22 protein-coding genes and 1 pseudogene are annotated in these 25,618 nt (G+C 61.7%); 15 read left to right on the top strand and 8 right to left on the bottom strand.

The features are described from left to right. The first annotated feature begins 62 nt into the window (after nucleotides 1-62). From ACFOWB_RS08615 to ACFOWB_RS08600, 4 genes are all read left to right on the top strand, one after another. Nucleotides 63-248 (top strand): hypothetical protein, encoded by a 186-nt coding sequence (locus ACFOWB_RS08615; protein WP_378146738.1) that lies wholly within the window; start codon nucleotides 63-65, stop codon nucleotides 246-248. Nucleotides 249-343: 95 nt separating this feature from the next. Then, nucleotides 344-574 (top strand): hypothetical protein, encoded by a 231-nt coding sequence (locus ACFOWB_RS08610; protein WP_128778812.1) that lies wholly within the window; start codon nucleotides 344-346, stop codon nucleotides 572-574. A gap of 52 nt (nucleotides 575-626) precedes the next feature. Continuing rightward, nucleotides 627-857 (top strand): hypothetical protein, encoded by a 231-nt coding sequence (locus tag ACFOWB_RS08605; protein ID WP_128778811.1) that lies wholly within the window; start codon nucleotides 627-629, stop codon nucleotides 855-857. A 46-nt stretch (nucleotides 858-903) separates the two neighbouring features. Then, entirely contained in the window at nucleotides 904-1,092 is a 189-nt protein-coding gene (locus ACFOWB_RS08600) for a hypothetical protein (RefSeq protein WP_128778810.1), read from the top strand. A 126-nt stretch (nucleotides 1,093-1,218) separates the two neighbouring features. Here ACFOWB_RS08600 and ACFOWB_RS08595 read toward each other — a convergent pair whose 3' ends face one another. Then, the gene (locus ACFOWB_RS08595; protein ID WP_128778809.1) at nucleotides 1,219-2,226 is read right to left on the bottom strand and encodes a hypothetical protein; all 1,008 of its coding nucleotides are present in this window, start codon (nucleotides 2,224-2,226) and stop codon (nucleotides 1,219-1,221) included. Nucleotides 2,227-2,878: 652 nt separating this feature from the next. On the opposite strand from ACFOWB_RS08595, the gene ACFOWB_RS08590 reads away from it, so the two are divergent. Then, complete coding sequence (locus ACFOWB_RS08590) at nucleotides 2,879-3,286, top strand: hypothetical protein (protein ID WP_128778808.1); 408 nt, start codon at nucleotides 2,879-2,881, stop codon at nucleotides 3,284-3,286. A gap of 308 nt (nucleotides 3,287-3,594) precedes the next feature. Here ACFOWB_RS08590 and ACFOWB_RS08585 read toward each other — a convergent pair whose 3' ends face one another. The 4 genes from ACFOWB_RS08585 to ACFOWB_RS08570 form a co-directional block, all read right to left on the bottom strand. Continuing rightward, the gene (locus ACFOWB_RS08585) at nucleotides 3,595-7,275 is read right to left on the bottom strand and encodes a hypothetical protein (protein ID WP_128778807.1); all 3,681 of its coding nucleotides are present in this window, start codon (nucleotides 7,273-7,275) and stop codon (nucleotides 3,595-3,597) included. Between the two features lie 344 nt (nucleotides 7,276-7,619). After that, entirely contained in the window at nucleotides 7,620-10,889 is a 3,270-nt protein-coding gene (locus ACFOWB_RS08580; protein ID WP_128778806.1) for an error-prone DNA polymerase, read from the bottom strand. Continuing rightward, nucleotides 10,886-12,406 (bottom strand): DUF6504 family protein, encoded by a 1,521-nt coding sequence (locus ACFOWB_RS08575; RefSeq protein ID WP_128778805.1) that lies wholly within the window; start codon nucleotides 12,404-12,406, stop codon nucleotides 10,886-10,888. Before ACFOWB_RS08575 ends, ACFOWB_RS08580 begins: the two co-directional genes overlap by 4 nt. Beyond that, complete coding sequence (locus ACFOWB_RS08570; protein ID WP_128778804.1) at nucleotides 12,321-13,073, bottom strand: ImuA family protein; 753 nt, start codon at nucleotides 13,071-13,073, stop codon at nucleotides 12,321-12,323. The genes ACFOWB_RS08575 and ACFOWB_RS08570 overlap by 86 nt, the downstream gene beginning before the upstream one ends. Before the next feature lie 176 nt (nucleotides 13,074-13,249). Here ACFOWB_RS08570 and ACFOWB_RS08565 point away from each other — a divergent pair, with 176 nt between their 5' ends. Together ACFOWB_RS08565 and ACFOWB_RS08560 are read left to right on the top strand one after the other, a co-directional pair. Continuing rightward, on the top strand, nucleotides 13,250-13,489 hold the full coding sequence (locus ACFOWB_RS08565) for a hypothetical protein (protein ID WP_128778803.1): 240 nt from the start codon (nucleotides 13,250-13,252) through the stop codon (nucleotides 13,487-13,489). Between the two features lie 330 nt (nucleotides 13,490-13,819). Continuing rightward, the gene (locus tag ACFOWB_RS08560; protein ID WP_245479772.1) at nucleotides 13,820-14,032 is read left to right on the top strand and encodes a DUF763 domain-containing protein; all 213 of its coding nucleotides are present in this window, start codon (nucleotides 13,820-13,822) and stop codon (nucleotides 14,030-14,032) included. Nucleotides 14,033-14,298: 266 nt separating this feature from the next. Here the strand turns inward: ACFOWB_RS08560 and ACFOWB_RS08555 are convergent, their stop codons facing one another. After that, nucleotides 14,299-14,826 (bottom strand): hypothetical protein, encoded by a 528-nt coding sequence (locus ACFOWB_RS08555; protein ID WP_378146733.1) that lies wholly within the window; start codon nucleotides 14,824-14,826, stop codon nucleotides 14,299-14,301. A 144-nt stretch (nucleotides 14,827-14,970) separates the two neighbouring features. Here ACFOWB_RS08555 and ACFOWB_RS08550 point away from each other — a divergent pair, with 144 nt between their 5' ends. The 7 genes from ACFOWB_RS08550 to ACFOWB_RS08520 all read left to right on the top strand — a co-directional run bounded on the left by ACFOWB_RS08550 (nucleotide 14,971) and on the right by ACFOWB_RS08520 (nucleotide 21,620). Continuing rightward, the gene (locus ACFOWB_RS08550) at nucleotides 14,971-15,402 is read left to right on the top strand and encodes a hypothetical protein (RefSeq protein WP_128778801.1); all 432 of its coding nucleotides are present in this window, start codon (nucleotides 14,971-14,973) and stop codon (nucleotides 15,400-15,402) included. Between the two features lie 222 nt (nucleotides 15,403-15,624). Continuing rightward, entirely contained in the window at nucleotides 15,625-16,053 is a 429-nt protein-coding gene (locus tag ACFOWB_RS08545) for a hypothetical protein (RefSeq protein ID WP_128778800.1), read from the top strand. A gap of 9 nt (nucleotides 16,054-16,062) precedes the next feature. Further along, nucleotides 16,063-16,830 carry a hypothetical protein gene (locus ACFOWB_RS08540; protein WP_378146730.1) on the top strand — a complete coding sequence of 256 codons (768 nt, stop codon included), beginning with the start codon at nucleotides 16,063-16,065 and terminating at the stop codon, nucleotides 16,828-16,830. Nucleotides 16,831-17,555: 725 nt separating this feature from the next. Next, nucleotides 17,556-18,737, top strand: coding sequence for a hypothetical protein (locus ACFOWB_RS08535; protein ID WP_378146728.1), 1,182 nt, complete (start codon nucleotides 17,556-17,558; stop codon nucleotides 18,735-18,737). 100 nt (nucleotides 18,738-18,837) lie between these two features. After that, complete coding sequence (locus ACFOWB_RS08530) at nucleotides 18,838-21,129, top strand: hypothetical protein (protein WP_128778797.1); 2,292 nt, start codon at nucleotides 18,838-18,840, stop codon at nucleotides 21,127-21,129. Nucleotides 21,130-21,334: 205 nt separating this feature from the next. Further along, nucleotides 21,335-21,463 (top strand): hypothetical protein, encoded by a 129-nt coding sequence (locus ACFOWB_RS08525; protein WP_378146918.1) that lies wholly within the window; start codon nucleotides 21,335-21,337, stop codon nucleotides 21,461-21,463. Continuing rightward, nucleotides 21,417-21,620: a hypothetical protein gene (locus ACFOWB_RS08520; protein ID WP_378146906.1), complete on the top strand. Its 204-nt coding sequence runs from the start codon at nucleotides 21,417-21,419 to the stop codon at nucleotides 21,618-21,620. The genes ACFOWB_RS08525 and ACFOWB_RS08520 overlap by 47 nt, the downstream gene beginning before the upstream one ends. A gap of 479 nt (nucleotides 21,621-22,099) precedes the next feature. On the opposite strand, the pseudogene ACFOWB_RS08515 reads toward ACFOWB_RS08520, so the two are convergent. Next, nucleotides 22,100-22,854, bottom strand: a pseudogene (locus tag ACFOWB_RS08515) (IS5 family transposase). Between the two features lie 456 nt (nucleotides 22,855-23,310). On the opposite strand from ACFOWB_RS08515, the gene ACFOWB_RS08510 reads away from it, so the two are divergent. Continuing rightward, nucleotides 23,311-24,228, top strand: a complete 918-nt coding sequence (locus tag ACFOWB_RS08510) for a helix-turn-helix transcriptional regulator (RefSeq protein WP_245479774.1) — start codon at nucleotides 23,311-23,313, stop codon at nucleotides 24,226-24,228. 326 nt (nucleotides 24,229-24,554) lie between these two features. On the opposite strand, the gene ACFOWB_RS08505 is transcribed toward ACFOWB_RS08510, so the two are convergent. Further along, nucleotides 24,555-25,484: an AraC family transcriptional regulator gene (locus tag ACFOWB_RS08505; protein WP_128778795.1), complete on the bottom strand. Its 930-nt coding sequence runs from the start codon at nucleotides 25,482-25,484 to the stop codon at nucleotides 24,555-24,557. Nucleotides 25,485-25,618 lie beyond the last annotated feature (134 nt).

Genomic DNA, 25,618 nt, shown 5'->3' with positions numbered 1-25,618 from the left:
CGGGCGAGCCTTCGCGCTCGCTCCGCTGGACGAACTCACGCCCCGGGGCTCCGCGCTCCGGGGTGCTTCTGTTCAAGCACGCCTCCGAGCAGCTGACCGCCGAATCCTTCCGCGCGCTCCGTGATCAGGGCGCCTGGATCGAGACCGACCGGCCGGCGGCCGCTCGCGCCGCGATGGGGCTGGAGCCCGACGAGAGCCTAGGCGAGCCGGCCGATCCAGAGCTCGTCATGAGCGGTCCGGGCCTCTGATCTCGCTTGACCCGGTCCACTTGTTCAGCTACTAGTAACTATATCGCAGTCGCGATGACGGGCGCCCCGCCGAAACCCAGGGGCCGAGACCGAAAATGAGCAAGCCTACCTACATCGTCAACGCCGACGCCAACGACCTCGAGGGCTGGACCTGCGAGAGCCTCGCGAAGGCGCTCGTCTCCCCGCTCGCCGAGCACGACGTCGAGGTTGTGTCCCGCCCCCGCGAGAGCGGGCTCGCCGGCCTGCCGGGCGACCACGACCTGGGGTTCGCCTCCCAAGTGGATCGCATCGTCGAGGCCGTCATCGTGGACGGCCCCCAGCTCTGATCGAGCAGAACTCTGTTCCCTGCGTGTGCGGGGATGAATAGGACCCAATCAGATGCCCCGCACCGCCCTTGGCGACGCCCCACTCACCCTCGCTGAGAAGCAGGCCCGCGTTCGCTCGAAAGCCCAGGAGAATGGCGGCAAGACCGTTGCCCTGCAGCTCTCGGCCGCCTCCGTCGAGGCGATCGCCGCGATCCGCGCCGCCCACGACCTGACGTCCGATCGCGCGGCCATCGACCACGCCCTCGCCAAGGTCGCGAAGTCGCTCGCTCGCAAGAAAGCCTGACCGACACGGGCGCCCCGCCGTCATCCAGGGGCTGGTGATGAGACCGATGAAGAAGAAGAAAGACCTTCGCTACGTCCCCGACGCCTCGCCGGCCGAGGCCCTGGTCCTGGCCTGGTACCAGGAGCTGCAGCGCAGGCGGCACTCGCGCAAGTTCGATTCCGAGTTCGCGCTTATAATACGGGAGGTTTACGCCCGGCGCGCCGGGGTCACGTTCCTGCCTCACCGGCTCCCCTGAGAGCCACAGACACGACAAAGCCCGCCACCGGATTTCGGGGCGGGCTTTTTGCTGTCCTGGCGGCGAAGTAAACGACCGTTTACTGCCTGCGCTACCGCTTAGCAGTAACCTCCTGGATTCGAAAAGTCAAGAGGCCGTCTTTCGCGCCGCTATCCGCTCGGCCCGCTCCTTCGCCAGACGCTCTTGGCGCTGTTTCCGCCACGCTGCGTCCGCGGATCTCTGGGCCTTGTTTTGGGCGGCCGCCACCGTCGCCGGGCGCTTCCTGCCCTTCCACCGGCTCGAAGAGGCGTAGATTGTCACGCCGGTCGTCGCCGCGCCCTTGCGGATCGGCCAATAGCCCCATTCGAACTCCTGCGGCTCCAGGGTCTTAAGCGTGTCGATCGCGGTCCTGACGTAGACGCCGACGAACTGCGCCATGGTCCGGCGACCCAGGTTCGGCGCGTAGAGGTCGATGTCAGCCTCGTCCAGCGTCAGGCTCAGAGCGTCCGTGCTCTGCAGCCGCGTTCCGCCCGCCGCCATGACCAGGAGCCGCACCGCCAGCCGGCCAGTGACATGCCTCCATGCGGTCGCGTTGATCTCGGCGGTCGGCTTGGACTTCAGCGCCCACATCGCCCGCTGGTTGAGCGTGACCTCGATCTCGGAGCTCTTGCCGCGCACGAAGGCCCGGTTCCGCTCGCCCTCCTCCAGCACGATGTTTTCGACCAGCTGGACGCCCTGGAGATCCGGAAGGAACGGGCAATAGGCGATCGAGCCCTCGATCAACCGCCTGAACGCGTCCAGGTCACGAAACGGCCGCCCGCAGACCGCCTCGAGGTCGAGCAGCTGGATCCGCGTGACGGCGTCCGTGCAGAGGGAGAGGATCGTCCAGAGGCGATGCGCGTCCGCCCCCTCGAGCGCTGGAAAATCAACGTTCGCCGCCACCACCGCCGAGACCTTGAACGCACGCCCGGCGTCCATGGTCGAAGCCAGCTTGCCCTGCGCGATCGGCCGGCGCCGTCCCCTGCGAACCTGCGTAGGCGCGGTTGGCTCCAACGCCTGCTCGACGGCCTCATCCCCATAGGCGTATCGGATCGCCCGCTCGAGCTGTTCATCGGGCTCCAGCTTGGGCTCGTACGACCTCGGCTGCGGGTTCAAACGACTTAAACGAAATCCGTGCACTTTTTGTCGTCTCACTGTATACCGTTCTTGCTAATTCCTCATTATGCAGGCGTCTTGGAGAACGCTGCAAGCGAAAGCCGTGGGGTTATAAGAAAGCAGATAAATGGCCTGAAAGCGGCTTCCAAACAGCGAGATTCCGGCTGCGTCCGGCTGACGGCCTACGGCCCTACGCTGCCGCTCCGGGCCTGCGGCCTCCCCCATGGAGCTGTCAGAATCCAGATGGCTGGGTCGGGGCTTCGCCCCTCCTCATGGAAGCCGATGCTTGCCTCTTTGGAAGCCGATGCCTGACTGGGCCTTCGGCCAAGATTTAAGAGGAAGAATGTCGGGAAGAGAAGGTGAAGGGGAGCGGAGGCGAGCGGGATGGTCATGAGGGCCAGCCTGGGCGCGCTGAGAGGGCGGCTTCGCCATGAATGCATGAGCGGAGGTCTGAAGGCCTTAAGCGGCTGACAGAGGCCCTGCGCATTTCATCCCCGATGCCGGCTGCGGACGCTGTCGATGCCGGCGCTGTTTCTCGCGCGATGCCGGCGCTGTCTCTCGATCGGACTGCGGTTCGCGCCACGTGCGCGCGTCACGTTTTGTGACTTTCCGGGCCTCTCGATAGGGTCGTGAGATCCTAGGGAGACCGCAGATGGGCCGGATCAGACAGACCACCAATTTCGAGGACCGTTTCGCCGCGCGGCTGGAAAGCGATCGCAGGCGCTCTCAGGCCTATCGCGATCGCATCTCCGCGGCGCGCCGGCCGTCGTCGGGCCAGGCCGACCGGGCGATCGTGATGGCGTTGCGCGAAATCTGGGCGGCCTCGATCGACCAGGCCGGGGCTGATCCCCAGGCGCGCGCGGCCGCCATGGGCAAGCCCATCTCCGCCGTCGAGATCGGCGCCCGCGCGGCCGCGCATCTGGCTCGCCTCGACCGCGCCGATCCCGAGCAGGCGCGGCTTGCGGTGCTGGCCCGCATGCGCCCGGTGCCGTCTCGCCGAAACGTTCGGACTGCGGACCGCGTCACGTCTCGGGACACGTGCGCCGGAGTGAGGGAGTAACGGGGGCGACGGTCCAAAATTCGCATGAATTCCGCCGGAAATGCGGGGCGGACTCTTGTGCGATGCGTCGGTTCAGATAGAATCGAGAGCGCTCAGTCTGTCAGGGCGAAGCAGGCAGGCCGGAGCCTCGATTCGGCAAGGAGCCCCGCGCGCTGCTCCGCCACCATGCGCCATCGCCCCGCCGGTCCATTGGATCGCGCGGGGCTCTTTCGTTCTGGACGTTCGCCGCGCTGGCCGTCGTCCTAAATGCATGGCGACCGACACAACCGACCTCAGGATCTCAGCCGAGCTCTCCGCAGCCCCAAGGACTAAGCCGTGATCGACATCGGCATCACGCGCCTGACCTTGCAGGTTAGGACCAGCGGCGACGGTGGTGTCGCGGGTGCCACAACCTCGTTCATAGGGCGAGCGGGCTCAGCGATCGGCCCTAGGTTTTCTTCGAGCGGCGCAACGTTTTCGTCCCCAAAGACGGCCACGATGCTCGCGTAGATCGCCTTGAGCGCCGCGCGATCGCGCTCCTCGTCGGCCGTGGCGACGATCTCGATCTCGCAGGGGGCAAGATACGGGCCCCAGTCCTCGACCCGCTTCCTGCGGCGACGGAGCAGGACCAAGGCCTTGGCGTCCGTGCGATCCGGAAAAGCCTCCCGCGCTGCCTTGAGCAGCGCCTCGTTCTCGCCGCGGACGTCCGGCGCCGGGAGAGGCTCGCGACCCTTGAGGCTGGAGTCCCGGTGCTCGAACAGGCCGCCGTAGGTGAGCAGGCCCGCGCCGCGGGCGGACTCAGCCTGGTCGGCATTGGCGATCATGACGTCGAGCGACTGGATGGCGTCCACGACGATATCGCAGGGCACCCACGGTCCGAGGCAGATCCAGCGGGCCGGAGCGCTCGCGGCGTCGGAGTAGATCGGACGGGGGCGGAAGGCGGCCTGGTAGACCTCCTGCTCGCGTGCGGCGTCGTCGATCTCGTGGTGGAACGTCCCGAGCTCAAACGAAGGAACGCTGGCCTGGACGTCTTCGCCGGACCGCATGGCCCAGGTCTTCACCACCGTCGGCCGCATAAGCGGCTTCTCATCGGCGGTGAGACCATCGCCGCGCAGGTCGAAGGGTGTGATCGGCTTGATGTCGTCACAGCCGAAAGCGCATGCGCTCGCGTCGTTCGAGCCGATGCCCATCTGTTGGCGGCCGACGGTGATCACCGAGGCGTAACCCTTCGCGAAATCGCGGCCGCGCACAGCGCCGTAATGCAGCCAGCAAACGTTCTCCGGAGCTCTCCAGAACGGGCTGTTGATCACCTCTTCGATTGCCTTCGGGAGGACGACAAGGATGCGGCTCCAAGGGCGCTCAGCGGCCTCGAGGGCGATGATGCGGCGGACCTTGTCGATCAAGAGACGCGCGGACCTGATCTGCTCCGGCGGCGCGTCCGGACCGGGCTTGAACGAGGCGACAGAATAGGTGCGGGTCGGGTCCATCAGAACACGCAAGTGCGGCGCGACGGTCTCGGACACGACCTTCGCGTTCACGTTGTACACCTTGTCCACCCGGCGCTTGCTCGCGCTGGCGTCGAGGACGAGCAGCGGGTGGCCTGTGAACTTCGACTTCAAGCGCTTGGAGACGCGAACGCCCCACAGCTTTTGTCCGCGGAATTCGGAGCCGGCATACTCGGAGAGCACGTATTGTAGGCGAGCGTCCAGTGGGCGGCGCGGGGTGTTCAGGTCATAGCTCTCGAGACGATCCTCAACGATCTTCAGGAGCTCGCGCTCGGCCGAAGCGCCGGGCGACTTTCTCGGGGCATCGATGATCTTCTGGAGGTCTGCAGCCGAGATCTTCGGGTGGATCTTGAGCTGGCTTGGGTCGTCGCGGCGCACTGCCGACAACGCCAGCCCGAGCATCGTCGGTCCGTCGGTGTTCAGGCCATCATGCCAGTGCTTCACGAAATAGGACGGGCAGCGGCCGGCCTTGATCTCCGCGACGATCTTCGGGAGCAGCGCCTCGCGCGCCATCGTCGGGAAGTCGTCGTCGTAGCCGGCATCGGCCTGCGCCTTGGTCGGGCGTCCGTGACGGACGGCGTTCGCCCGGTCCACATCGAAGCTGACGTAGCTCTTGGCGAGGCTCGTCGTCGTATCCTCGTCCACGATGCGACCGACGCAGCGTTCCCAGAGCCACTTGCCAGCGACGGTCTCCATCTGGCTGACCATGAAGACGATCTGCGCATGCTTGATGCGACGGTGCTGCTCGAAGAACTCGCAGCCATCGAGCATGAACGTGCACTGGATCCTCTCGGTCTTCGGTCCATTGTCGGCGCGCCGGTAAGACGGAATCTCGACATTGGCTTCGCACAAGCCGGAGCCTGAGATGTCCGCCGCCTCGAGCGCCTCCATCTCGGCCTTGCGCATGCAGGCTGTACGGCCCTTTCCGACGGGCACCATGACGGCGACGCGGTCGGTGAGATCCGGCATTGGCTGGTTGTGACGAATGATGGCGGCGAGCGGAGACCCGTCCTCGCGGCACACCGCAGCGACCTTCTCCACGACCTCCTCGAGCACATTGTAGTCGGGGAGCATGAAGGCGACGAAGCCGTACTCGAGCGGCTTGGCGAACAGCGTGTTCATGACGTCGACCGCCTGGGCGGCGTAGCGCGCCGACTGGCTGGTCTTCCCCGACCCCGGCGGCACCCGCAGAATTACTGCGTGCTCTGACCCCTGCTTGCTCTCGGAAGCGTCGCGAACGGCCTCCCAGAAGTCGCCATTGACCTTGTCGATCGCGCGGCCGATCCGCTTGTATCCGGCCTCGCGCTGATCCTGGGTGAGGAGCTTGCGCTCCTCGCGGTCCTTCGCGACCTGCTCGGGAGACTTTTCGACGGCCAAGACCTTCTGGATGCCTTTCCACGCCGGGGAAACGAACGGCTTTGAGTTGAGGCGCGAGAACGCGCCGCTCTCGTCGCGGAAACGGTCCACAACCGGCGCCGCAGGAGCCTTGGGAGCAGGCGATGTCGGCGTCGGCATTGAGCCGCGCAGCGGACTGATCTCGCCTCGCTCCATCATCGGGCAGAAACGGTTGAGGCGCTCGGTGATCTCGGTCACGAGCCCTTGCCCGCCGAAGCGCCCGCTCATCTCGGCATGCTCGCCGAACGTCGCGATCGCGGCCTTGAGCAGGCTCGCCTTGTCGCCCTCCTCGTAGTTCGACGAGGGATTGGCGCGAACCAGGTTCCAGACGATGCCATGGAGGAGGCTCTCGCGGCCTTCCCTCGCCTTCTCGCCCGCCTTCGGCATCGACGGCAGGCGGACATTGTCGATCCGGACGTCGGAAAGCTCCACAGGCGCCGCAGCGATCTTCGCGACCGAGAGGTCGGTGAAGCGGCGCTGGATCTCATACCTAAGCCGCTGGAGCTGCGAGCGGGTGATGACCGGCAGATCCTCGGGACGTGCGTCAGAGAGATCACGCCACCAGACGATCTTCGAACCCCACCGATGATGCCAGCCGTAGAGCGTCAAGACCTTACCAAATCCAAGGAACTCGACCTCGCGCTTGCCCTCTTCTCCCTTGGGGAGCTCGATCGTCGCGAAGGCCTCGTCGCCCTGGCGGGTTGGCTCGTCCAAGCGGTAGACCAAAGCGACCTTGGGCGAGGAACCAATACGCGCGAACGGCGTGAATCCGAGCGTTTTGAACACGATCCGCATGACTTCGGCCGACAAGGTCGCGTCCGAGATATCGACATCGATCGCGATCGCACTGAGCGACGAGGAGCCGCCAAGCGCCAGCGCAAGGTTGTGCTCGTACCCGGCCTTGGCGGTCCACTCCTCCACCTTCCATCGCGACGGAAGTGCGTCCCGATATTCGGACGGCTGCGCGCGGAACGGCCGACGGCTGTCTCTGTCACGCGTCTGCGGGAACACCGGCCAGCCGAGATTGTGCATCTGGACGCCGACGTCTTTGTAGAACCAGCGGTTGCTGACGTAGACGTCGCGCTGCACGTCCGTGAGGACGCGGATCATGTGCTGAGCCTGCTCACGCGCCGCGACAGCCTCCGGAGTGGCGTCCCAGCCTCTCGGGTCAAAGCGCACGTCTGCTTGCGCGGGCGCGGATGCGCCTCTGCGATCGTCCAAAATCATCTGGGAACGCTCGTCATGGTCAGGGCGGACTAGACCGGGCTGCCAGGCGCGGGTTCGTCCTATTCTTTAGATGTTCGGTGTAATCGTGGAGAACCACAACACCCTTCTGACGATCGCCGCCGAAAACGATCGCGCTTCGCCGCGCCTGCCCGCGACTCCGATCAGGCCGTCGTCAAAGAGACTGGAGACCGCCAACACAAGTCGGCGTATCGCGACCCGGTGATGTTCTAGCGAAAGTCCCGCGTCTTCACCTTGATCGTGTCGAGGTGCAGGTCCGGGACGTAGATGTCGCGCGGCCGAAGCCCCGTCGAACGTTGGCCCCTCGGATCCGGGGTCGAGCCGCGATGCACCTCGTCGCCGCGTCCGTGCGGCAGCGGGAACTCACCGTCCCGCTCGCCGACGCTTGCAAGCTCCGCCGACAGGTTCGTCAGGCGCTGGGCAACGAGATGAACCACCTCGCCCTCGCGCTGCACCCGCCCGTAGACCGCGATCATGCCCGCGGACAGGATCGTCCTGCGGTTCTTTTCGAACACGCTCGGCCAGACGACGAGGTTCGCCACTCCGCTCTCGTCCTCGAGCGTGATGAACATGACGCCTTTGGCGCTGCCGGGACGCTGGCGGACCAGCACGACGCCCGCGATCTCCAGCCATCGCCGGTCGCGCGCCTCCATGGCTTCGAGACACGTCACCATCCGGCGCCGCGTCAGTTCCTGGCGCAGGAACGCAACGGGATGGGCGCGCAGCGACAGGCTGACATGGCGGTAGTCCTCAACGACCTCGCCGCCGGCCGTCATAGGTCGCAGCGTGACGGCCGGTTCCTCAACCTCCGGCACGATTTCGTTCTCTCGCGCCGAGGCCGCTGCGAATAGCGGAAGCGGTTCGTCGCGCAGCCCCCGGATCGCCCAGAGCGCTTCTCGGCGAGCCAGTCCGAACGCCGGACGGAAGCCGTCGGCCTCGGCAATCTGAGTCAGCGCCATGACGGGCACGCCGGAGCGACGCCACAGATCGTCCATTGACACGAACGGCCGGTCGCCACGCGCCGCGACGATTGCAGCCGCATAAGCGTTGGAGAGTCCCTTGGTCATTCGCAGGCCGAGCCTGACCGCGAACCGGGCCTCGTCGTCCATCGGCTCAAGCGTGCAGTCCCATCTTGAAGCGTTGGCGCACACCGGCAGGATTTTGACGCCATGATCTCTGGCGTCCCGGACGATCTGGGCAGGCGCGTAGAACCCCATCGGCTGAGAGTTCAGCAGCGCGGCGCAGAACACATCCGGATGCCAGCACTTCAGCCAGGCCGAGGCGTAGGCGATCAGCGCGAAGGACGCCGCGTGGCTCTCCGGGAAGCCGTACGAACCGAAGCCTTCGAGCTGCTTGAAGGTGCGTTCGGCGAACTCGGCCTCGTAGCCGTTCGCCACCATGCCAGCGACCAGCTTCTCCTTGAACTTCGAGACGCCGCCCGTGAATTTGAACGTCGCCATGCTTTTCCGGAGCATGTCGGCTTCGCCTGGGGTGAACCCCGCGCATTCGATCGCGACCCGCATCGCCTGCTCCTGGAAGAGCGGCACGCCAAGCGTCTTGCCCAGCACCTTCTCGAGCTCAGGCTTTGGGAAGTGAACCGGCTCGAGCCCTTCCCGCCTTCGAAGATAGGGATGGACCATGTCGCCTTGGATCGGACCGGGGCGGACGATCGCGACCTGCACGACGAGGTCGTAATAGGTCCTCGGTTTCAGCCGCGGCAGCATCGACATCTGCGCGCGGCTCTCGATCTGGAAGGTGCCGAGCGTGTCAGCCTTGCGGATCATCGCGTAGGTGCGCGGGTCCTCCGCTGGGATGGTCGCGAGGTCGTAAGTCGCGCCCTTGTGCTCGGCGAGAAGATCGAGCCCCTTCTTCATGCAGGTCAGCATGCCGAGCGCGAGCACGTCGACCTTCATGAACTTCAGCGCATCGATGTCGTCCTTGTCCCACTCGATCACCTGGCGATCGGCCATGGCGGCCGGCTCGATCGGCACGAGGTCGTCGAGACGATCATGGGTCAACACGAAACCGCCCGGATGCTGGCTCAGGTGCCGCGGCGCGCCCATGAGCTGGCGTGCGAGGTCAAGCGTCAGCCGTAGCCGGCGGTCGGTGAGGTTGAGGTTCAGCTCCTCGACATGGCGCTGTTCGACCCCTTGCTCCGACCAGGACCAGAGCTGCCCCGACAGCGCGCCGATCAGGTCGTCGGGCAGGCCCAGCGCCTTGCCGACGTCGCGGAGCGCGCCCTTGGCGCGATAGCGGATGACTGTCGAACACAGGGCCGCATGGTCGCGGCCGTAGGTTTCAAACACCCACTGCATGACGATCTCACGCCGCTCGTGCTCGAAGTCGACGTCGATGTCAGGCGGCTCGCGGCGCTCCTCCGAGACGAAGCGCTCGAACAACAAGTCGTTCCGGCCCGGGTCGATCGAAGTGATCCCGAGCACGAAGCAGACGGCGGAATTTGCGGCCGAGCCGCGGCCCTGGCAGAGGATGTCCCTCGACCGGGCGAAGCGGACGATCGCGTTCACGGTCAGGAAGTACGGCGCGTAGCTGAGCTTCTCGATCAGGGTCAGCTCGTGCTGGAGCGCCGCGCGGACGCTTTTGGGCAGACCTTCCGGATAGCGCTCCGCGGCGCCCTCCCAGGTTAGCTTCGCTAGTGTCTCCTGCGGGGTCAGCGTCGGGTCGTCGCGTTCCTCCGGATACTGGTAGGCGAGCTCGTCCAGGCTGAAGCGGCAGCGATCGACGATCTGCAGCGTGCGGGCGAGCGCTTCCGGATAGCGGCCGAACAGCCTATGCATCTCCTCGGGCTGTTTTACGTAGCGATCGGCGTGGCGCTCCCGCCGATCGCCCAAGGCATCAATCGTGACGGTGTGCCGGATGCAGGTGACGACGTCCTGCAGCATGCGGCGCGAGGGTTCGTGGAACAGCACGTCGTTGGTCACGACGGTCGCGACGCGCATTTGGGTCGCCAGATTCGACAGCTCGTGCAGCCGAAGCTGGTCATTCGGTCGGCGTCGAAGGGTCAGCGCGAGATAGGAGCGGTCACCAAAGGCGTCGCGTAGCCGGCGAAGACGAAAGGCGCAGTCTTCATCAGCAAGATCCGGCACGAGAACGGCGAGTAGCCCCTCGCCATAGGTGACGAGATCCTGCCACTGGAGCCGGCACCTCGCCTTCCCGCCGCGCTTCTTGCCAAGCGAGAGCAGGCGGCACAGCTGCGAGTAGGCCGCCCGGTCGGTCGGATAGACCAGCACCGACACGCCGTCGACGAGATCGAGGCGGCAGCCGACGACGAGCCGCACGCCCGTGACCTTCGCCGCCTCATGGGCGCGGACGATCCCGGCGAGCGAGTTTCGGTCGACGACCGCGAGCGCCTCGATCCCGCAGACCGCCGCCTGCGAGAAGAGTTCTTCGCAGGACGAGGCGCCGCGCAGAAACGAGAAGTGCGAGGTGACCTGGAGCTCGGCGTAGCGCGGGCCGCTCATCCGAACACGCCGTGGACGAACCAGCGGTGCGATCCGGTTGTCGCGTCCTCGCCGTCGCCGGCCCGGTAGAGCCAGTAGCGCTCGCCGGCATCGTCCTCGACCCGAAAATAGTCGCGGACGGCCACGAGCTCGGCGTCACGCTTCCACCACTCGCCGAACACGCGTTCCGGTCCGTCGGCGCGCTGTACGCGCCGGCGGACGCCGCGCCAGGTGAAGCTGACGGGCGGATGATCGGGCAGTAGCGCGACAGTCTCGACGGGCTCGGGATGAGCGAGCAATCGGGACGGCCGAGGCCAGTGACCGGGCCAGCCTGTACCGCTGTCTGCCGCCATGGCGGGCACCCGGCAGACTGACCGCTCGGGAACGTCGCTCGCGACAGGCGCCATCCGGTAGATCGCGCGCTCGCCGACCCGGTTCATCAGCGTGTCGACGAGATCGGAGACGTCGGCTGCCGTCTCCTCGATCAGCAAGCTCGCCATCTGCCTGCGCCCGAAGGGCTCCGCGAGGGTGGCGGCAAGCGTCATCATCTCGATGCCGAAGCCCGGCGCGATGGTCTCGATCTTGTCGCAGAGCAGCCGCGTCATGCGCTTCACGTCGCGGACCGGCGTCGCCATGCCGACGCGCACAGCTTGGACGTCGTTGTCGACCCGGCGGCAGATGAGGTCGAGCCGCCGGGCGCCAAGGCCACCTGCCTCGAGTCTCTCGCAAAGCTCCGCCACTAGCTTGCTGATGTAGCGGGCGATGGTCTCCGGCGCGCCAATCGGCTCGGCGAAGGCGCGACGGACCTCGATCAGGTCGGCCGGCCGCACCGACTCGATCAGCTCGGCCGCGTCGCCAACCGCCTGGTCGATACGGCGGCCAAGCTCCGGGCCAAACCGTAAAGTCAGCGGCGCCCGGGGCTGCGCAAGGAGCTCGCCGATGCGATCGAAGCCGAGCGTCCGCAGCGCGGCTGTGACCTGAGGCGCGATCCGAAGGGCTTCGAGCGGCAGGTCGCGCAGGACCGCCGCGCCGTGATCCGAAGGTGCCACGGCTGCTGGTCGCGCGACGTGGCGGGCCAGCGCATGCGCCGCGCCCCAGCTGTCAGCGACCGCGGCCTGCGCCGTGACGCCCGACATGGCGAGCCGCCCGATGAGGCCTTCGAGCATCGCGGTCTCGCCGCCATGGAGATGATCGGCGCCGGTCGTATCGATGACGATCCCGTCTGGCGGATCGACTGTCACGATCGGCGAGAAGCGCAGCGCCCAGACCGCCAGTCGTTCGAGAGCCTCGGCGTCGGCTCGTGGATCGGCGTCCTTAACGAGCAGGCCCTGGACCAGCACCTGGGCCTTCGTGGCGGGCATGCCGACCCGCACGCCCATGCTCTGCGCCGCGAGGTCCGCTGCTGTGACGACGCGCCGGTTGCCCTGACGGCCGACAAGGACGAGCGGCGTCTCAGCCGGCGGCGCGACGTAGCCGGCCTGTCGCCGAAAGCGATCCGTCGGCCAGGTCGGAAGGAAGAGCGAGACGACCCGTGCCATCGCACGCCTCCAATTCGAAATCAGCGCTTTCGCCCGCCCGGGCCCGGATCAGCTCGACGAGCCATCGGTGTCTTCCGACGCCCGGGACGGGCAGCGGAGCGGACGGGATCACCGAAATCCGCCATCGGGTCGTCGCCGCGGTCGGTTGGCCGAAGTCCATCGCCTCCGCCTGTCGTCGCCATCGACGAAGCGCGATCCCGATCGAGCCCGTGCCTTCTGCTGCAAGCTGAAGGCGGCGGGAAGCCGTCATGGCGAGGCGTGCAAGCTCGCCGATAACAGCGCCGAGCCCGCCATGGCGAAGGCCTTCCTCCATACATGCAAGCACGGTCTTGTCGTCGCCGGCCTCGACATAGATCACTCGGTCCGCGACGAGCCCCGCCTGCGCGATCGCCGGCGCGAACAGATCTGGCCGCGTGACGCACCAGAGGACCTTGCCCCTCGTGCGAGCCGCGACTCCTGCGCTGAACAAGGCTGCCGCCGCCCCATCGATGGCGCCGTTGCCGCCGCCAGCGACCTCATGCAGCGCGCCGAATGCGAGTCCCCCTCCAGGTAGACGCGCATCGACTTCGGCGATCCCGAACGGGAGCGCCGATCTCGCGCGCTTCGAACGACCTTCGATCCGTTCGATCTGCGCGCGCAAAGCGTCGATCGCAGGCTGTGGCTGCACGTGGTCGTCGTCCTCCGAAGTCGGGCGGCATCATCGTTCTCTCTTTGTTCTAATCCCGCTACGCTTGAGTCAAGACGCGATCTGCTGTGGGTAACGCTGCGGCTTCAATTCAATCGCGAGGGCGCTAGGTCGCTGAAGTCCAGAGGCTCTAGGACAATGACTGACCGACAGGATCCATGAGCCGCGCGAAGCGCCTTCAGGCGGAGCTCGAAAAAATTGAGGCCGCTGCCAACGAGGCGCCGCGCAACGCGCTCTGCCAGCGACTGGTCCCGCCGACGGCGCGCCAGTCCGAGCACCACTTGGTTCTGAAACTGCGCGGCGGCACGTTCGGGCCGACCGTCCGCTCCACAGGTCTGCCACTACGTAATTCACGCACGGCTCTCTTGCTCAGCGCCTATCCGACATCGAGGCGCTGAGGGCTGAACCTGAAGTCTCGACCTCGACGATCCGCACGCGGCGATCGACGGCGAAACAGGCAGCTCGATCCTGAATTTCGCTGACCACGCTACGGCGTCGCGGGACGCTCAGCTCGACCTTCTTCGCACGACGTCGCCCGACAGGATCGCGACCGGGCCCCTCAGGCTCGAACCGCGCGCAGAGAAGGAGGCCAAGTCCACCACCCTGATGACGCTGCCGCACCTGTCTATCCCGGCGCATCACAAGGTCCATGCGAGCGATGTGATTGCACGGCGTTTCTTGGGGCAATCGCCGCTGCGACGAAACGGGGGCCTGAGGATTTTGCGGATGTGCTCGCGACGCCAGGCATTGGGGCTCGAACTGTGCGTGCCTTGGCGTTGGTAGCCGAGGTCGTCCACGGCGCTCCGTGTCGCTTCGGCGACCTCGCTCGGTTCTCGTTCGCCCACGGTTGCAGGGACTGGCATCCACTCCCGGTGCCTACGCGCGTCTATGACGAGACCATCGGAGTTTCGAAGTCTGCATTCTCAAAGGCGAAGCTTTGAAACGATGAGCGGCTTGAGGCGTTGGCGCGGCTGGATCGGGAGGCTCGCCGTCTCGAGGCCATTGCCAGCGAACGACGTGCTTCGAGAAGAACGCGGACGGTCTCAGAGTGTGGTAGTCGCAGCACGTTCGGATGGGAGCCCGCAATGAAGCTGGTTGAGATCGAGCCGCTTTACAGAACTCTTGAATTCAACAACGGAGGCACCGTTGTACATGCGCGCCCCGTCTCCTACGAGGCGCGCCATACTCCAGTTGATAACAGCCCGTTTTAAAGTCGCGTCTTTACGGCTGCAGTGAGCCAGCGAAGGACCATTTCGACGCGCGCATGAGCGTCGAAGCCACCGTAGAGTGGATACCCTTCGACACTGAGCCCACCACCTGAATCATAATCGATCGAGCACTGGATGCGAGCGATTATGATCTGCGCGTTCCACTGATTCTCGCTTCCACGGGACTTCGCCTTCTGAATGACTTCAGGAAGTATTAGAGAAGCGATTAGGTTGAAGCCCTGCTCGTCCGGTGCAGGTCCTATCGCAATCAGGGAAAGCTCGAAGCCCGCGGCCTCGACCTCGTTTGCCGTCGTGGCCAGAAAATCGACGACGCCGTTGTCGATCCCCAGCTTCATCTCGCGGGCGTGTTCGGAGGCATGCGCCTCCGGGTAGGTCGGAAGACCTGCGAGAAGATCCAACAAAGCATCCTCTCCGTCCGACAGCTGACGCCCCTCGTGGGCCTTGGAAAGAACGGAACCTGCGTCGATAGCGACGGGGCGAGAAAAGAAAAAATTGTTCAAAACCAATGCGCTAACTCCTTTTTGGAACGCATAAAGTTTACGCGATTGCGTAATGTTCTGAGGCACAAACGCCTTGCTGTCAAGGCTGCTATCGACACGCCGGCTCCAAACAATCATTATATGATCGCGTAAGGTAAACGGGATCTCGAGATGTTCTTTTGGTTTTTGGACCTTGAGAGGCTGCTGGCTGATAAGGCGTGGCTTCCGGTAGAGCGCGCGCTCGCAGAGTCGCGGTCTCGCTTCCCTCAACTCACGGTAGGCGCGCTCGAAACCCTCATCTATATTTCCCGTCGGCAGAAGCAGATCGACGCTGGTTCTTTGACGCTTCCGAAAATCGCCCGTGACCTTGGTGTGCCTTACTCGACACTCGCTCGACATACAGATCTGCTAGGAGCAGGAGTAGGAGGGCGTGAGGGATTAGGTCTTCTTAAAAAAAAGGGCGGGCAAGGCAGAGTGTACAGCATCGAAATAACGCCTGCCGGCATGCACTTTTTATCTCAAATTTACGTTGCGCTCAGACCGTCTCAGAAAGAAAATTTGCTGACATTCAATTCAGATACTGGATCAATACCTGATAAATAAAAAAGTATCGGTAGCTATCTTATTTTCTGTCAATTGTAATATCGCGGCCGAAAAAAGAGCGGGCTTGGCAATCTACGGTTATCGGCAGCCCAGAACCGGACGCCACGTATGTCGGCAAAAGGTCGTTCGCGCCTAAGATGCACAGCCGTGATGCGCCACAACCGGACCTCAAGAACTCTCCAATGTGCGGACATCCGCAACGCCATCGGAAAGACCTGAGCCATGGAAGCCTTCTTGAACGACGTCTGGGAGGCCGTCCGGCCGGGACTGCTCCTGTTCATCGCCGGCCTCGTACCCGTGCTCGCGACATGGCTGACGGCGAAGATCGTCGAAGCGCTCAAGGTCCAGAAGGACGGCGAGCTCGCGCAGAGCCTCTATCGCACCATCGACAACACGCTGCGGGCGCTCGTGACCACGCTCGCGGCGCGCGGCGGCAAGCTCGAAGGGCTTCCGGCCGGCCTCATCAACGACGCGATCGAGATCGTGAAGCGCGACAATCCCAAGGCGGTCGCGGCGCTCAAGCAGAGCGACGACACGCTCCGCACCAAGATCATCGCCAAGCTGCCGGGCGTGCAGAACGACGTGGTGACGACGAACAGCTCGATCGCGGTGACGGAGGACGCGGCAAAGAGCGAGCGGGCCGCGCAGTAAGGCGGCATTGTGGGAACATACGCAGAGGGCGATCCGGAAGAGGTCGCTAGGCTCCGAAACGAAGCGACCTTCGAGGAAATCGTGAGACAGGCCTTTGAAGCACTTCGGTCTGAGGTGGCGGATCTGAAGAATCGTCATGACCACCACATGCCGCCGCCCGCGCCTCCTCCGGTCCAGCCAGCGCCGCATGCGAACGGCTACGGTAGACCACGCTTCAATGCAGAAATCTCGGTCGGGAACCTGCTGACGATCGCGGCGATGGCGGGGACGGCCTTCATCGCATGGGGCCAGTTCACGGCGTCCATGACGGACATCAACAACAAGATCGCGAACAACGACCGCAGCGTGAACACGCGCGTCGACAACGTCGTCTCCGACATCGCGTCCCGGCGCACCTTCGTGAATTCGAAGCTCGACGAGATGGCCTCAAGGGTCGAGGACATCCCGCTGATACGCGATCAACTAAAGCAGCAACAGGGCAGCCTCGAGCGGGTGGCGAAGAACCTCGACGACGGGCGCGGGGAGCGACAGCGGCAGATCGACGACGCCCGCGAACGTCAGGCCGGGACCGACAAGGGCCTTGCGCTACTGACCCAGCGGGTCGAAGGCTTCGAGCGGAAGCTGGATCGGCTCCTCGAGCGGATGGAGGGCCGCCGGGAAGACGGCAGCGGCCCTTTTCGAGAAAACAGGATCGAGATCGACCGGCGTTTTCCGTACAGCCTAAGGGCGACTCTGACCGATCCACCCGCAGCAACCCTCCAGGACGATAGCGGCTGACCAGCTGTGTCCGCCAGATATTAGCGCGCCCCGCTCGGCTCCGGCCGGCGGGGCGCTTTCGTCGCTTCTAGCAATCGCAGAAGACCGCCATGTTATGGATCGGCACAACTCGACTTATGAACCGAGCTTCGCTTTGATTAAAATCTTCAAAGTTGCCTCACACGCTCGCACCATCTCAGGTAGTACATTCAATAGCTCATGTCCGTGATAATGATATCCATCGGCAAAACCTATAGCGAACTGCGGCTGACGTTCGACGATGCGTTCTCCATTTACTATTCGACGTCGATTTTCGGCCTGCGCCCTCTACGCCGCCGCCAAACGCCGGCCGCGTCTACCGCGAGAGCGGTTTAGTCCTATGGCGCCCAACCGACCTCGCAACTGGTGGCGAAAGTGGCAAAAGGCCACCAGTACAATTGCGCTACGGACGTTCTCGCCTGCCGCTGCTTAGCGCCGATAGGTCGCGCGCGACGCTTCCCGTCCCTACGGATTTAGCTGGTAAGATTTTACCGGCGACATCGGCGGACACTATAAACGGTAGAGTCGGCTTTCTCGCTGGCGGGCGGGGCACCTATCCACTGCGATGGTTCGGGACCGCGGAATGATACTAAAAAGCGCGCAAAGGTGGGAGCGGGACCGGAAAAGTCTCTCCAATATGCCTGTGCCGAACCCTTCATCGTAGTGGTGGCGGTAGTGGTATAGACAATAAGGTCAGGGAGAGAAACGTGATCAGAAAAGATGTAAAGGGCCCCCGGGAGTCAACGAACAAAATCAAGCTGGCAGCTGCAATAGCGGGAACTTTGCTCGCCGCGAATATTTCCGGTGCTTTGGCAGAGGCTAAGAAGATGCCCGATTTGACCCTGAGGACGATGGGACATTTCTTTGCGGGCGGCAAGATCATGAAAAGGAAGTCTTCTGATTTGTTGGCGCCGGGCCTCCCGCCTCTGAATACAATGAAGAACCTTGTTGGTCAAGCTTATGTCGAATACCTGATACCTAAGGAACTACGAGCCGGCGCGGCACCTATCATTTTCGCGCACAGCGGCCTGAACGGGATGGTCTGGCAAACGACAGTCGACGGGCGGGAAGGCTGGGATAAATACTTTGCAAGGCGCGGCTTTCCCGTCTACGTCATTGATCCGCCAGGCACTGGACGCGCGGGCTTCGTGGTCGACGCAATCAATAAGGCCGCCACAGGGAAGGGCGATCCGCTGGCTAACAGCCCGTTCTTCCTGCAGACCAGCTTCGCATGGAGATGGTACGACGTTGGGCCGAAATTCGGGGAGCTAGGTGATGGCCATAATTTCGGAAACCAGATGGCCACTGACAAAGAAGCTCGGAGGCAGTTCCTTGGACAGTTAATCCCGGGCGGTCCAAGCGGAGGCGACGTACATGAGAGCTTTATCGCAGCCATGGAACGTATAAAAGAGGAATATGGCCCGGTTATCTATGTCGGATGGTCAGGAGGTGCTGTCTTAGGAAACGAGCTCATGATGCAACGGCCCGATTTGTTTAAGGCTGTTGTTTCCGTCGAAGCTGCCAATTGTACGACCTTGCCTCTTAATTCGACGGATTTTGACAGCCCGCAGCCACAGAAGCCGGTCGATCCGAAACTCGTATCCGTCTATGCAGACACCAAAGTTCCTCTGCTCAACCTCAATAGTGAAGCCGGTCACGGTATCTGGTCCGGTCACGGTAAAGAGCACTGCCGTCCATTAGTCAGGGCGATAAAGGCGAAAGGAGGTAAAGCGTCCAATGCCTTCCTCCCGGACTTTGATATCCACGGCAACAGCCATCAGATGATGTCGGAACGTAATAGTGACGAAGTGGCGGGCGTCATTCTGAATTGGATAGAAGATAAAGTCCTGGATACAAGCCGCGGAAGTTCCCAATTCGACGCCGATTAATAGAAGACTTTCATCAGTCTGGCCGACAGAGCACGCCTGTCGGCCAGCACGCGCGAAGAGCCGCGTTATGCCAAGGTAGCTTTCCCAAGGCTCAGGTTTGATGTCGAGCTTGATGACACGTTCAACGGCCCTTTACGCCTCTACGTTCGTTCTATGCTTATCATCGTTGGTTTTTCAGATAAGCATTATCCGAATATTTTCGGCCATATTTCGATATCATTTCGTCTTCGCGGTTGTTTCCTTCAGTATTCTGGGGCTGGGGCTGGGAGCTTTGCTGGCGCGTTGGCGCAACGGTGATGCCTACATTGTAGCAGCCTCCATTGCCGCCGCGATCCTGAACGTCACGCCGATGATAATGATCTTCACCACACCCGCCCTCTCACTGCTCCCGCCTCTCGCCGCCGTTTCGATCGTCTTGATCCCCGCATTTATCTTTAGCGGATGGTGTGTGGGATCAATTTTCACGCGCTGGCCGGACAGAGCAGGTAAACTCTATGCAGCTGATCTAATAGGAGCGGGAACTGGATGCTTTGTAGGTATTTTCCTTTTGAATCTCCTTGGACCGGTCTCTACAATCTCCGCTACTGCTACGCTCACGTCGCTGGCAGGTTTGATTTTTGCGCTGGGATGCGAGCGCGAACGGCGACTTAGAGCAGCAACATTCCTAGCGCTACCGTTGTTGATCGCCTGCTTCGCTTTTAGCGTGAGCGTTCCACTGAATCGGCTGACGGTTGGCAGGGTCGCTGTCGACCCGGCTAACTCAAAGCCGATGATAGTTAGAATGCAAAGGGACCCAAATAATTGGACCGTTCTAGCCACGAGGTGGGATGCATATGCTCGAACTGACGCCGTCATGGGATTGAACAAAGATCTAATCTCGATATTCACAGACGGTGACACGCCCGCCCCAATGGTGCGGATGCACAGCCGGGAAACTGATCCCACGGCTCTGCGCTCGCACATCGGACACGTCCCGCTTGATGTCTGGCGGCCGCGTCAGTCCGATCGGATGTTAACGATTGGGGCCGGTGGGGGGCTGGACGTACTTTTCGGACAGTTCGCTGGCGTCAGAGACATCACGGCAATTGATATAAATCCCGCCCTACCGGCGATGCTCGAACAGTTTCGCGAATTTTATGGCGACTTGTATAACAAACCGGGTACGAAACTTTTTATACAGGAAGGACGACACTTCTTAGCTCGAGATACAGGTGCGTATGACTTAATATATCTCTCTCTGACGCAAACGGCGACCGCGACCGGTCAGGGCCTTGCTCTGGCTGAAAGTTACATTCAGACCCGTGAAGGCTTACAAGACGCTGTTGCACGTTTAACGCCAAGTGGTGCCCTTGTACTTATATTTGATCAGGATGCATTTCTTGCGCGTGCCTTCGTAACAGCACTTTCGATTCTTTATTCGGAAGGGCAGAGTATAGCGAAAGCCGCCGCTCATCTCGCTGTGGTGAGCGCGCCTAATAAAAACAATGCACCCTATAATCATCTCCTCATCATCAAACGATCTCCATTGACCGCTGAGGAAACAGCAAGACTGAAGTTCGTCACGGAGGCGCGCGGATTTGCGCTTAGTTATCTAGCTCCTGATACGGGCTCTCCGCTATTAAAGCAACTCGCTTCGTCATCGGAAGCATATAAGCTCCCTGAGGTAAATTTAAGACCAGTGAGTGACGATAGCCCGTTTTTTTTCGATTTATCTTTTGAGCTTCCCATAATGGTAAGAGGGCTACTTGTGATTTCGGCCTCAGTAACATTTATTGTGCTGGTATGGGCGTTTGCGTCGGGTAGGAACTTTAGAGAAGCGACTCCGAAGCTATCCATTTTAGCTATCCTAGTCGCTTTAATAGGCGTAGGATTTATGGTTGTCCAGAATATCATTGTTCAGCGATACATGTTATTTTTGGGATTTCCTACCATCACTCTTTCTGTGGTGCTCTTCTCCATGCTGGTGGGGGCGGGCCTAGGCAGTTTGCTTTCGCACTTTTTTATCAATCGTGAAAAGTGGCAGATCTTGCTGGTCACATGTATGTTTTCTGTTCCGGCAGTTCTGATGGTGAACTATCTAGGTCCCTTAGTAACGAGCAAGTTTTTTTATCTTTCGACGGGTGGGCGGATAATCCTAACGGGAGCCATGATTTTTCCGCTAAGTATTTCGTTGGGCTGCTTTTTTCCTACAGCGTTGAGGCTGGCCGGTCATAAAGCTCATTCCATTGATATTCCTATTCTATGGGCGATCAATGGCTCGGCGTCGGTACTTGGGTCCGCGCTATCCGTTGCGCTTTCGAAGCAATTCAGTTTTACATTCGCCCTTAACATTGCGGCTTCCTGTTATCTTGGTGCGTTACTCCTGATGCTGTGGTCGTGCAGACGAACATAGTACCTGTGCCCTGCTATGTTAACGGCAGCATGGTGTGATTCCAAGGTAAGCGCTGTTCCACCGCCACCTACTGCCGGGGCGGTGCGGGGTGATGTTCGGAGCCTGATTTAGGGCTTCGGCATATGTCGGTTTTAGAGCTTAAGCCTATGTCGGAGCCTGCCCGGCGGCTTGAGGTGTTCATCGGCGCGGGCGGCGGCGGGTCTGGTTGGCCGAGGAGAAGGCGGCGATCGTCGCCGAAAGCGCGGAGCCCCGGCGCGACGGTGCGCGCAGTTTCGCGACGGCATGGGCTGACGCCGCCTCAGCTTTTTGCATGGCGGCGGACGTACAGGGCTGAGGCGGAGAAGGCGGCGTCGTTCGTTCCGGTAGTCGTGACGGCGGAGCCGGAGGTATCGGCCAGGCCAAGGCCTCGTCGGCTGCGGCGTTCGTCTTTGAAGACAGCGTCGATCGGGCGTGAGGTCGACGGTGCGGCGGTGCGGACGCAAGTACCGTAGCGACGGTGATCCGGGCGTTGAAGGCCGGGGCGTGATCGGCCCGTCCGGCTCGGTCTGGGTTCTGGTGGCGACGCGGCGGTAGACTTCCGCAAGGCGCGGAGAGCCTGGCGGCGATCGGCGGCCGGATCGGATGCACGACGCGAAGCGCCGCGTTTCTCGATCGGGCTCTCGCCCGCAACGGACCACGGTCTGACCATCGTTGTCACCACCGCGCCCGCACCCGGAGTCGGTAAGCCAGCCCTTCGCAGGTGACGCTCTCACGCCTGCCTTCGTCTCCGATCTGTCAACCTTGATCGATCGACGGCAGCCAACTCTTTAGGTCGACGGGCATACGCATCAGCCACTCGAATAACTGATCGAATGCTGGAAGATCGAGGCTCCGGTTCAGAACGTCGCTCGAGGCCCTCAAAGCCGTCGGCGTCGAAAAGCCGGAGCTCTGTCTACTCGCCAGCCAAGCCAGGACACGCTAGGGCCCGGACTCATAACCAGCTGACGATCGCGGTGATGTGGACGGCGGCGAGGAAGCTCGAGGCGAGGCGGTCGTAGCGCGTCGGGACGCGCCTGAAGTCCTTGAGGCGGCCAGAACATGCGCTCGATGGCGTTGCGATCGCGGTAGAGCGCTGGCGAGAAGCACGGCTTCCAGCGCCTGTTCTCCTTCGGCGGGATGTTGGGCGTGCCGCCTGCGGCCCCGACCTGACGCCGGATCGCGTCGCTGTAGTAGCCTTTGTCGCCATGAAGCATGCGGGCGGCGGGAAGCTCCGCCAGCAGCGTCGCGCCGGCCGCGCAGTCTGCGACCTGCCCGCCGGTCAGCAGGAAGGCGATCGGCCGGCTCTTTCCGTCCGTGAGCGCGTGGATCTTGGTGGTGCGTCCGCCGCGCGATCGGCCGACCGCCTGGCTGCGCTCGCCCCTTTGCGGCCGGCCGCCGAGCGATGAGCTGTTACTGCGGAACTGTCGATCAGGACGTGAGAGCGGGGCCCGGCCTCAGCGGCGAGCGCGTCGAACAGTTTGCACCAGACACCCTTCACGGCCCAGCGCACATAGCGATTGTAGAGGGTCTTGCTCGGACCACAGACGGCAGGCGCGCCGGCCTATCGGCCGCCCGACCTCAGCACATGCACGATGCCGCTGATCATCCGACGGTCGTCGACCCGCGGCATGCCCGCGTCTTCGTCGGAAGGTGTGGCCCGAGACGGCCGAACTGCTCGTCCGTCAGCCAGAAGTAGTCCGATCCCATCGGCGTCCTCCTCCACGAGGACGCCTCTGAATCACGCTTCGCTCAATCCGCAAAGCCGTTAATGGGTCCGGGCCCTAGGACTGAACGCCTAGATGGCGCAGTAGGAGAAGCGCTGGGAGTACGCGTGCGGCGACGGGCTTGGCACGGCGCGCGTGATTTACCTAGGGCGCAAGCGCCGCTCCAAACCCTAGCATACCACTTGTAGCGTCCTGCAGCAAGATTGGCGCATCATTGCTGAACAAGGATGCCGCCGCGGTCCATCGCCAAAGTAAGATGTTAGACCATCAGAAGAGGTGAACACAGCCATAATTGACGGCAGCAGACACTGAGCTTATAAAGGGCTTCCGCGCGCTCTCGCAGAGACACACCCCTCTCCGGCGAACGAATGTGCAATTCGTCAAGCTTCTCTGTCCCGTGTGAAGAGTGTTTGGCTGAGGAGGGGACTTTGTGATCGCCATGCCCTCCACCGAACTGATTCCAGCCGCTGTTCAGCGGCGCGTCGCAATTTTTCGCAATGGCGAAATTCAGACGTTTGTGCCCGGCTCAGAGCATTTCTTGAGTGCAGCCACCCCGGCATGGGCTGGCTTTCCGCTCGAAGAGGGTGCCGGAACGTTAGAACCCACCAAGCGGGCGATGGCGATAAAAACGGTGCTCGTCGTTGGCGGAAAGCAGCATGGTGAAGTACGATGGTTTTTTCGAGGTTCATCTCACCATGAACGGATGTCGGCTGGAGCGATATTTCTGCTAAGGGCGGGCGTAGAAATCGTCGAGGTGAGTAGGACTCAGGCGTATAATCGCACTGGGTTGCTTTTAGATACCGATAGATTAACTAAGTTATACCCAATGACGGGCGTTGGAGAGTCGCAGGGCTTAGTGCCGACAGTCTTCAGTCAAAATCGTCAAGTCGCTGACATCGTTCGGTTGATGCGGGCTGAGATTAAGGCCGGTTGTCCAAACGGCCCTTTGTATGCGGAGTCGCTCTCTATCGCGCTCGTTGGCCTTTTAAGGGCGAAATACTCTGCGACCTGCCCGCCGATTGTTGACCATCGTTCGCTCTCTCCTAAAGAGACCGAAAGAATTTTAGACTATATATCAGAACATTTATCCGATAACTTGTCGGTGACGCGGCTCGCAGATCTGGTTCAGCTAAGCCCCGACCACTTCTCTAGGGTGTTCAAGACCACTTTTGGGACCGGTCCGTATCAGTTTGTGCTCTTGCAACGGGTTGAAAAAGCGAAGATCATTATGAGAAACCCGGAACGGGATTTGGTTGATATTGCAGTGACGCTTGGTTTTTCAAGTCATACGCATTTCTCTCGCATCTTTCGAAAGCTAACGGGCCTCAGTCCTTCCAAATATAGACGGCTTTGCTAATTGGGTTCATCTTTACAGGATTCAGTGACATTGTAAAGCTGGGATGTCGACCGTCTTTGCATTTGACTAAGTTCGCCACCAACCTCTTGCTTTGCCATGTCAGGGGCTGACTGCTTGCCTACAGCTACTCCAAGTAGCTCAAGACGCTCGTCTCAAACAGTTCAAGGCTCTAATAGCCATCAGCGTCAACACCCGGTACTGTTCCTTTCCGTGGAATCTGTCGCGAGCGCTGCGGAGACTGCCGGATAGGGCGGAAGTCAGCGTAACAGCTCGCATGCTTTACAATCTTGCCGCCCCAAGCTTTCTGCGTTCAGCTGAACGCGTCCCTACAACAATGCATTGCGAAATTCTCGCGGAGTCATCCTAAGTCTACGCCGAAAAACGTTTGTCATATGGCTCTGGGAAGCGAAGCCTGACAACACCGAGATCTCTAGGAGCGGCATGTTACTGTTCCGAAGCATTTCGCAGGCTCGCGATAATTTCACCTGCAAGACATATTCGTGAACGCTGGATCCCGTCCCTTCCTGAAACGCCCTTGCAAATCTCCGCTCGCTAACGCCCACCGATGAAGCAATATCCCGGAGGAACAGAGGGCCGATACTCAAATGAGAATTTATGTACGCCTTAGCCCGGCTAAGAGCAACTCCTGAAAGAACCTCTTTCCTACCGCCCGATAATCCTCTTTTCAGGCCGTCGCTCAGGTTGTATTTACGAAGTATATGCAACGCAACAATCTGAGCCCAGGCGTCCATTTCTAAAGCCGTGACAAGATCACCGCTAAATAGTCTCTCTAGTACGATACCTCCGATTTGCATCATCGTCGCATCATAACGGAAATGCCCCTGCTGAAACTCTAGATTAGCAAGAGGCTTATCAAAGACTTCAAGTGACAACCTTTCAACAGCGCTCGAGGCAATGAAAAAATTTAACGATTCGAACGAGCCGACCCCCTCGAAATGCCCTTCATCATCGGGCGGGATCATGATTGTCATACCAGCCTTCCCTACAGCGAAGTCCGGCTTGGCTCGAAAGTCAACCCGACGAACCGGCGGGCCTTTAACCTTGATTGATATCCCGAAATAATCGCTTTGGCACTTCTTGCACGCGCCGTCGACAAATGTATACTGATCATAACTTACGCAAGCGCTAGTGGAGTCCTCTATTTGCGCTGATTGCTGTATGACCAGACCTTCTGACGCTAAGAAGCGCACGACATCGAGGAGAGGCGACTGAGCGGAAGAGGCCGTCATCGTCATAATCCAGACCTCCAAAACGGAAGAAAATAGAAATGACTGCTGCGTTCAGCCCTAGCAGAGCAAGGACTGAACAGGTCGTCAACATGGAAAAGCCCTCCACTCGTTAAAGTGGAGGGATGATGTCAGAATGCAGC

It is taken from the genome of Chenggangzhangella methanolivorans, from assembly GCF_042648545.1.
In the GTDB taxonomy this organism is placed as follows: domain Bacteria; phylum Pseudomonadota; class Alphaproteobacteria; order Rhizobiales; family Methylopilaceae; genus Methylopila; species Methylopila methanolivorans.
This window is presented reverse-complemented; position numbering and strand designations above follow the sequence as displayed.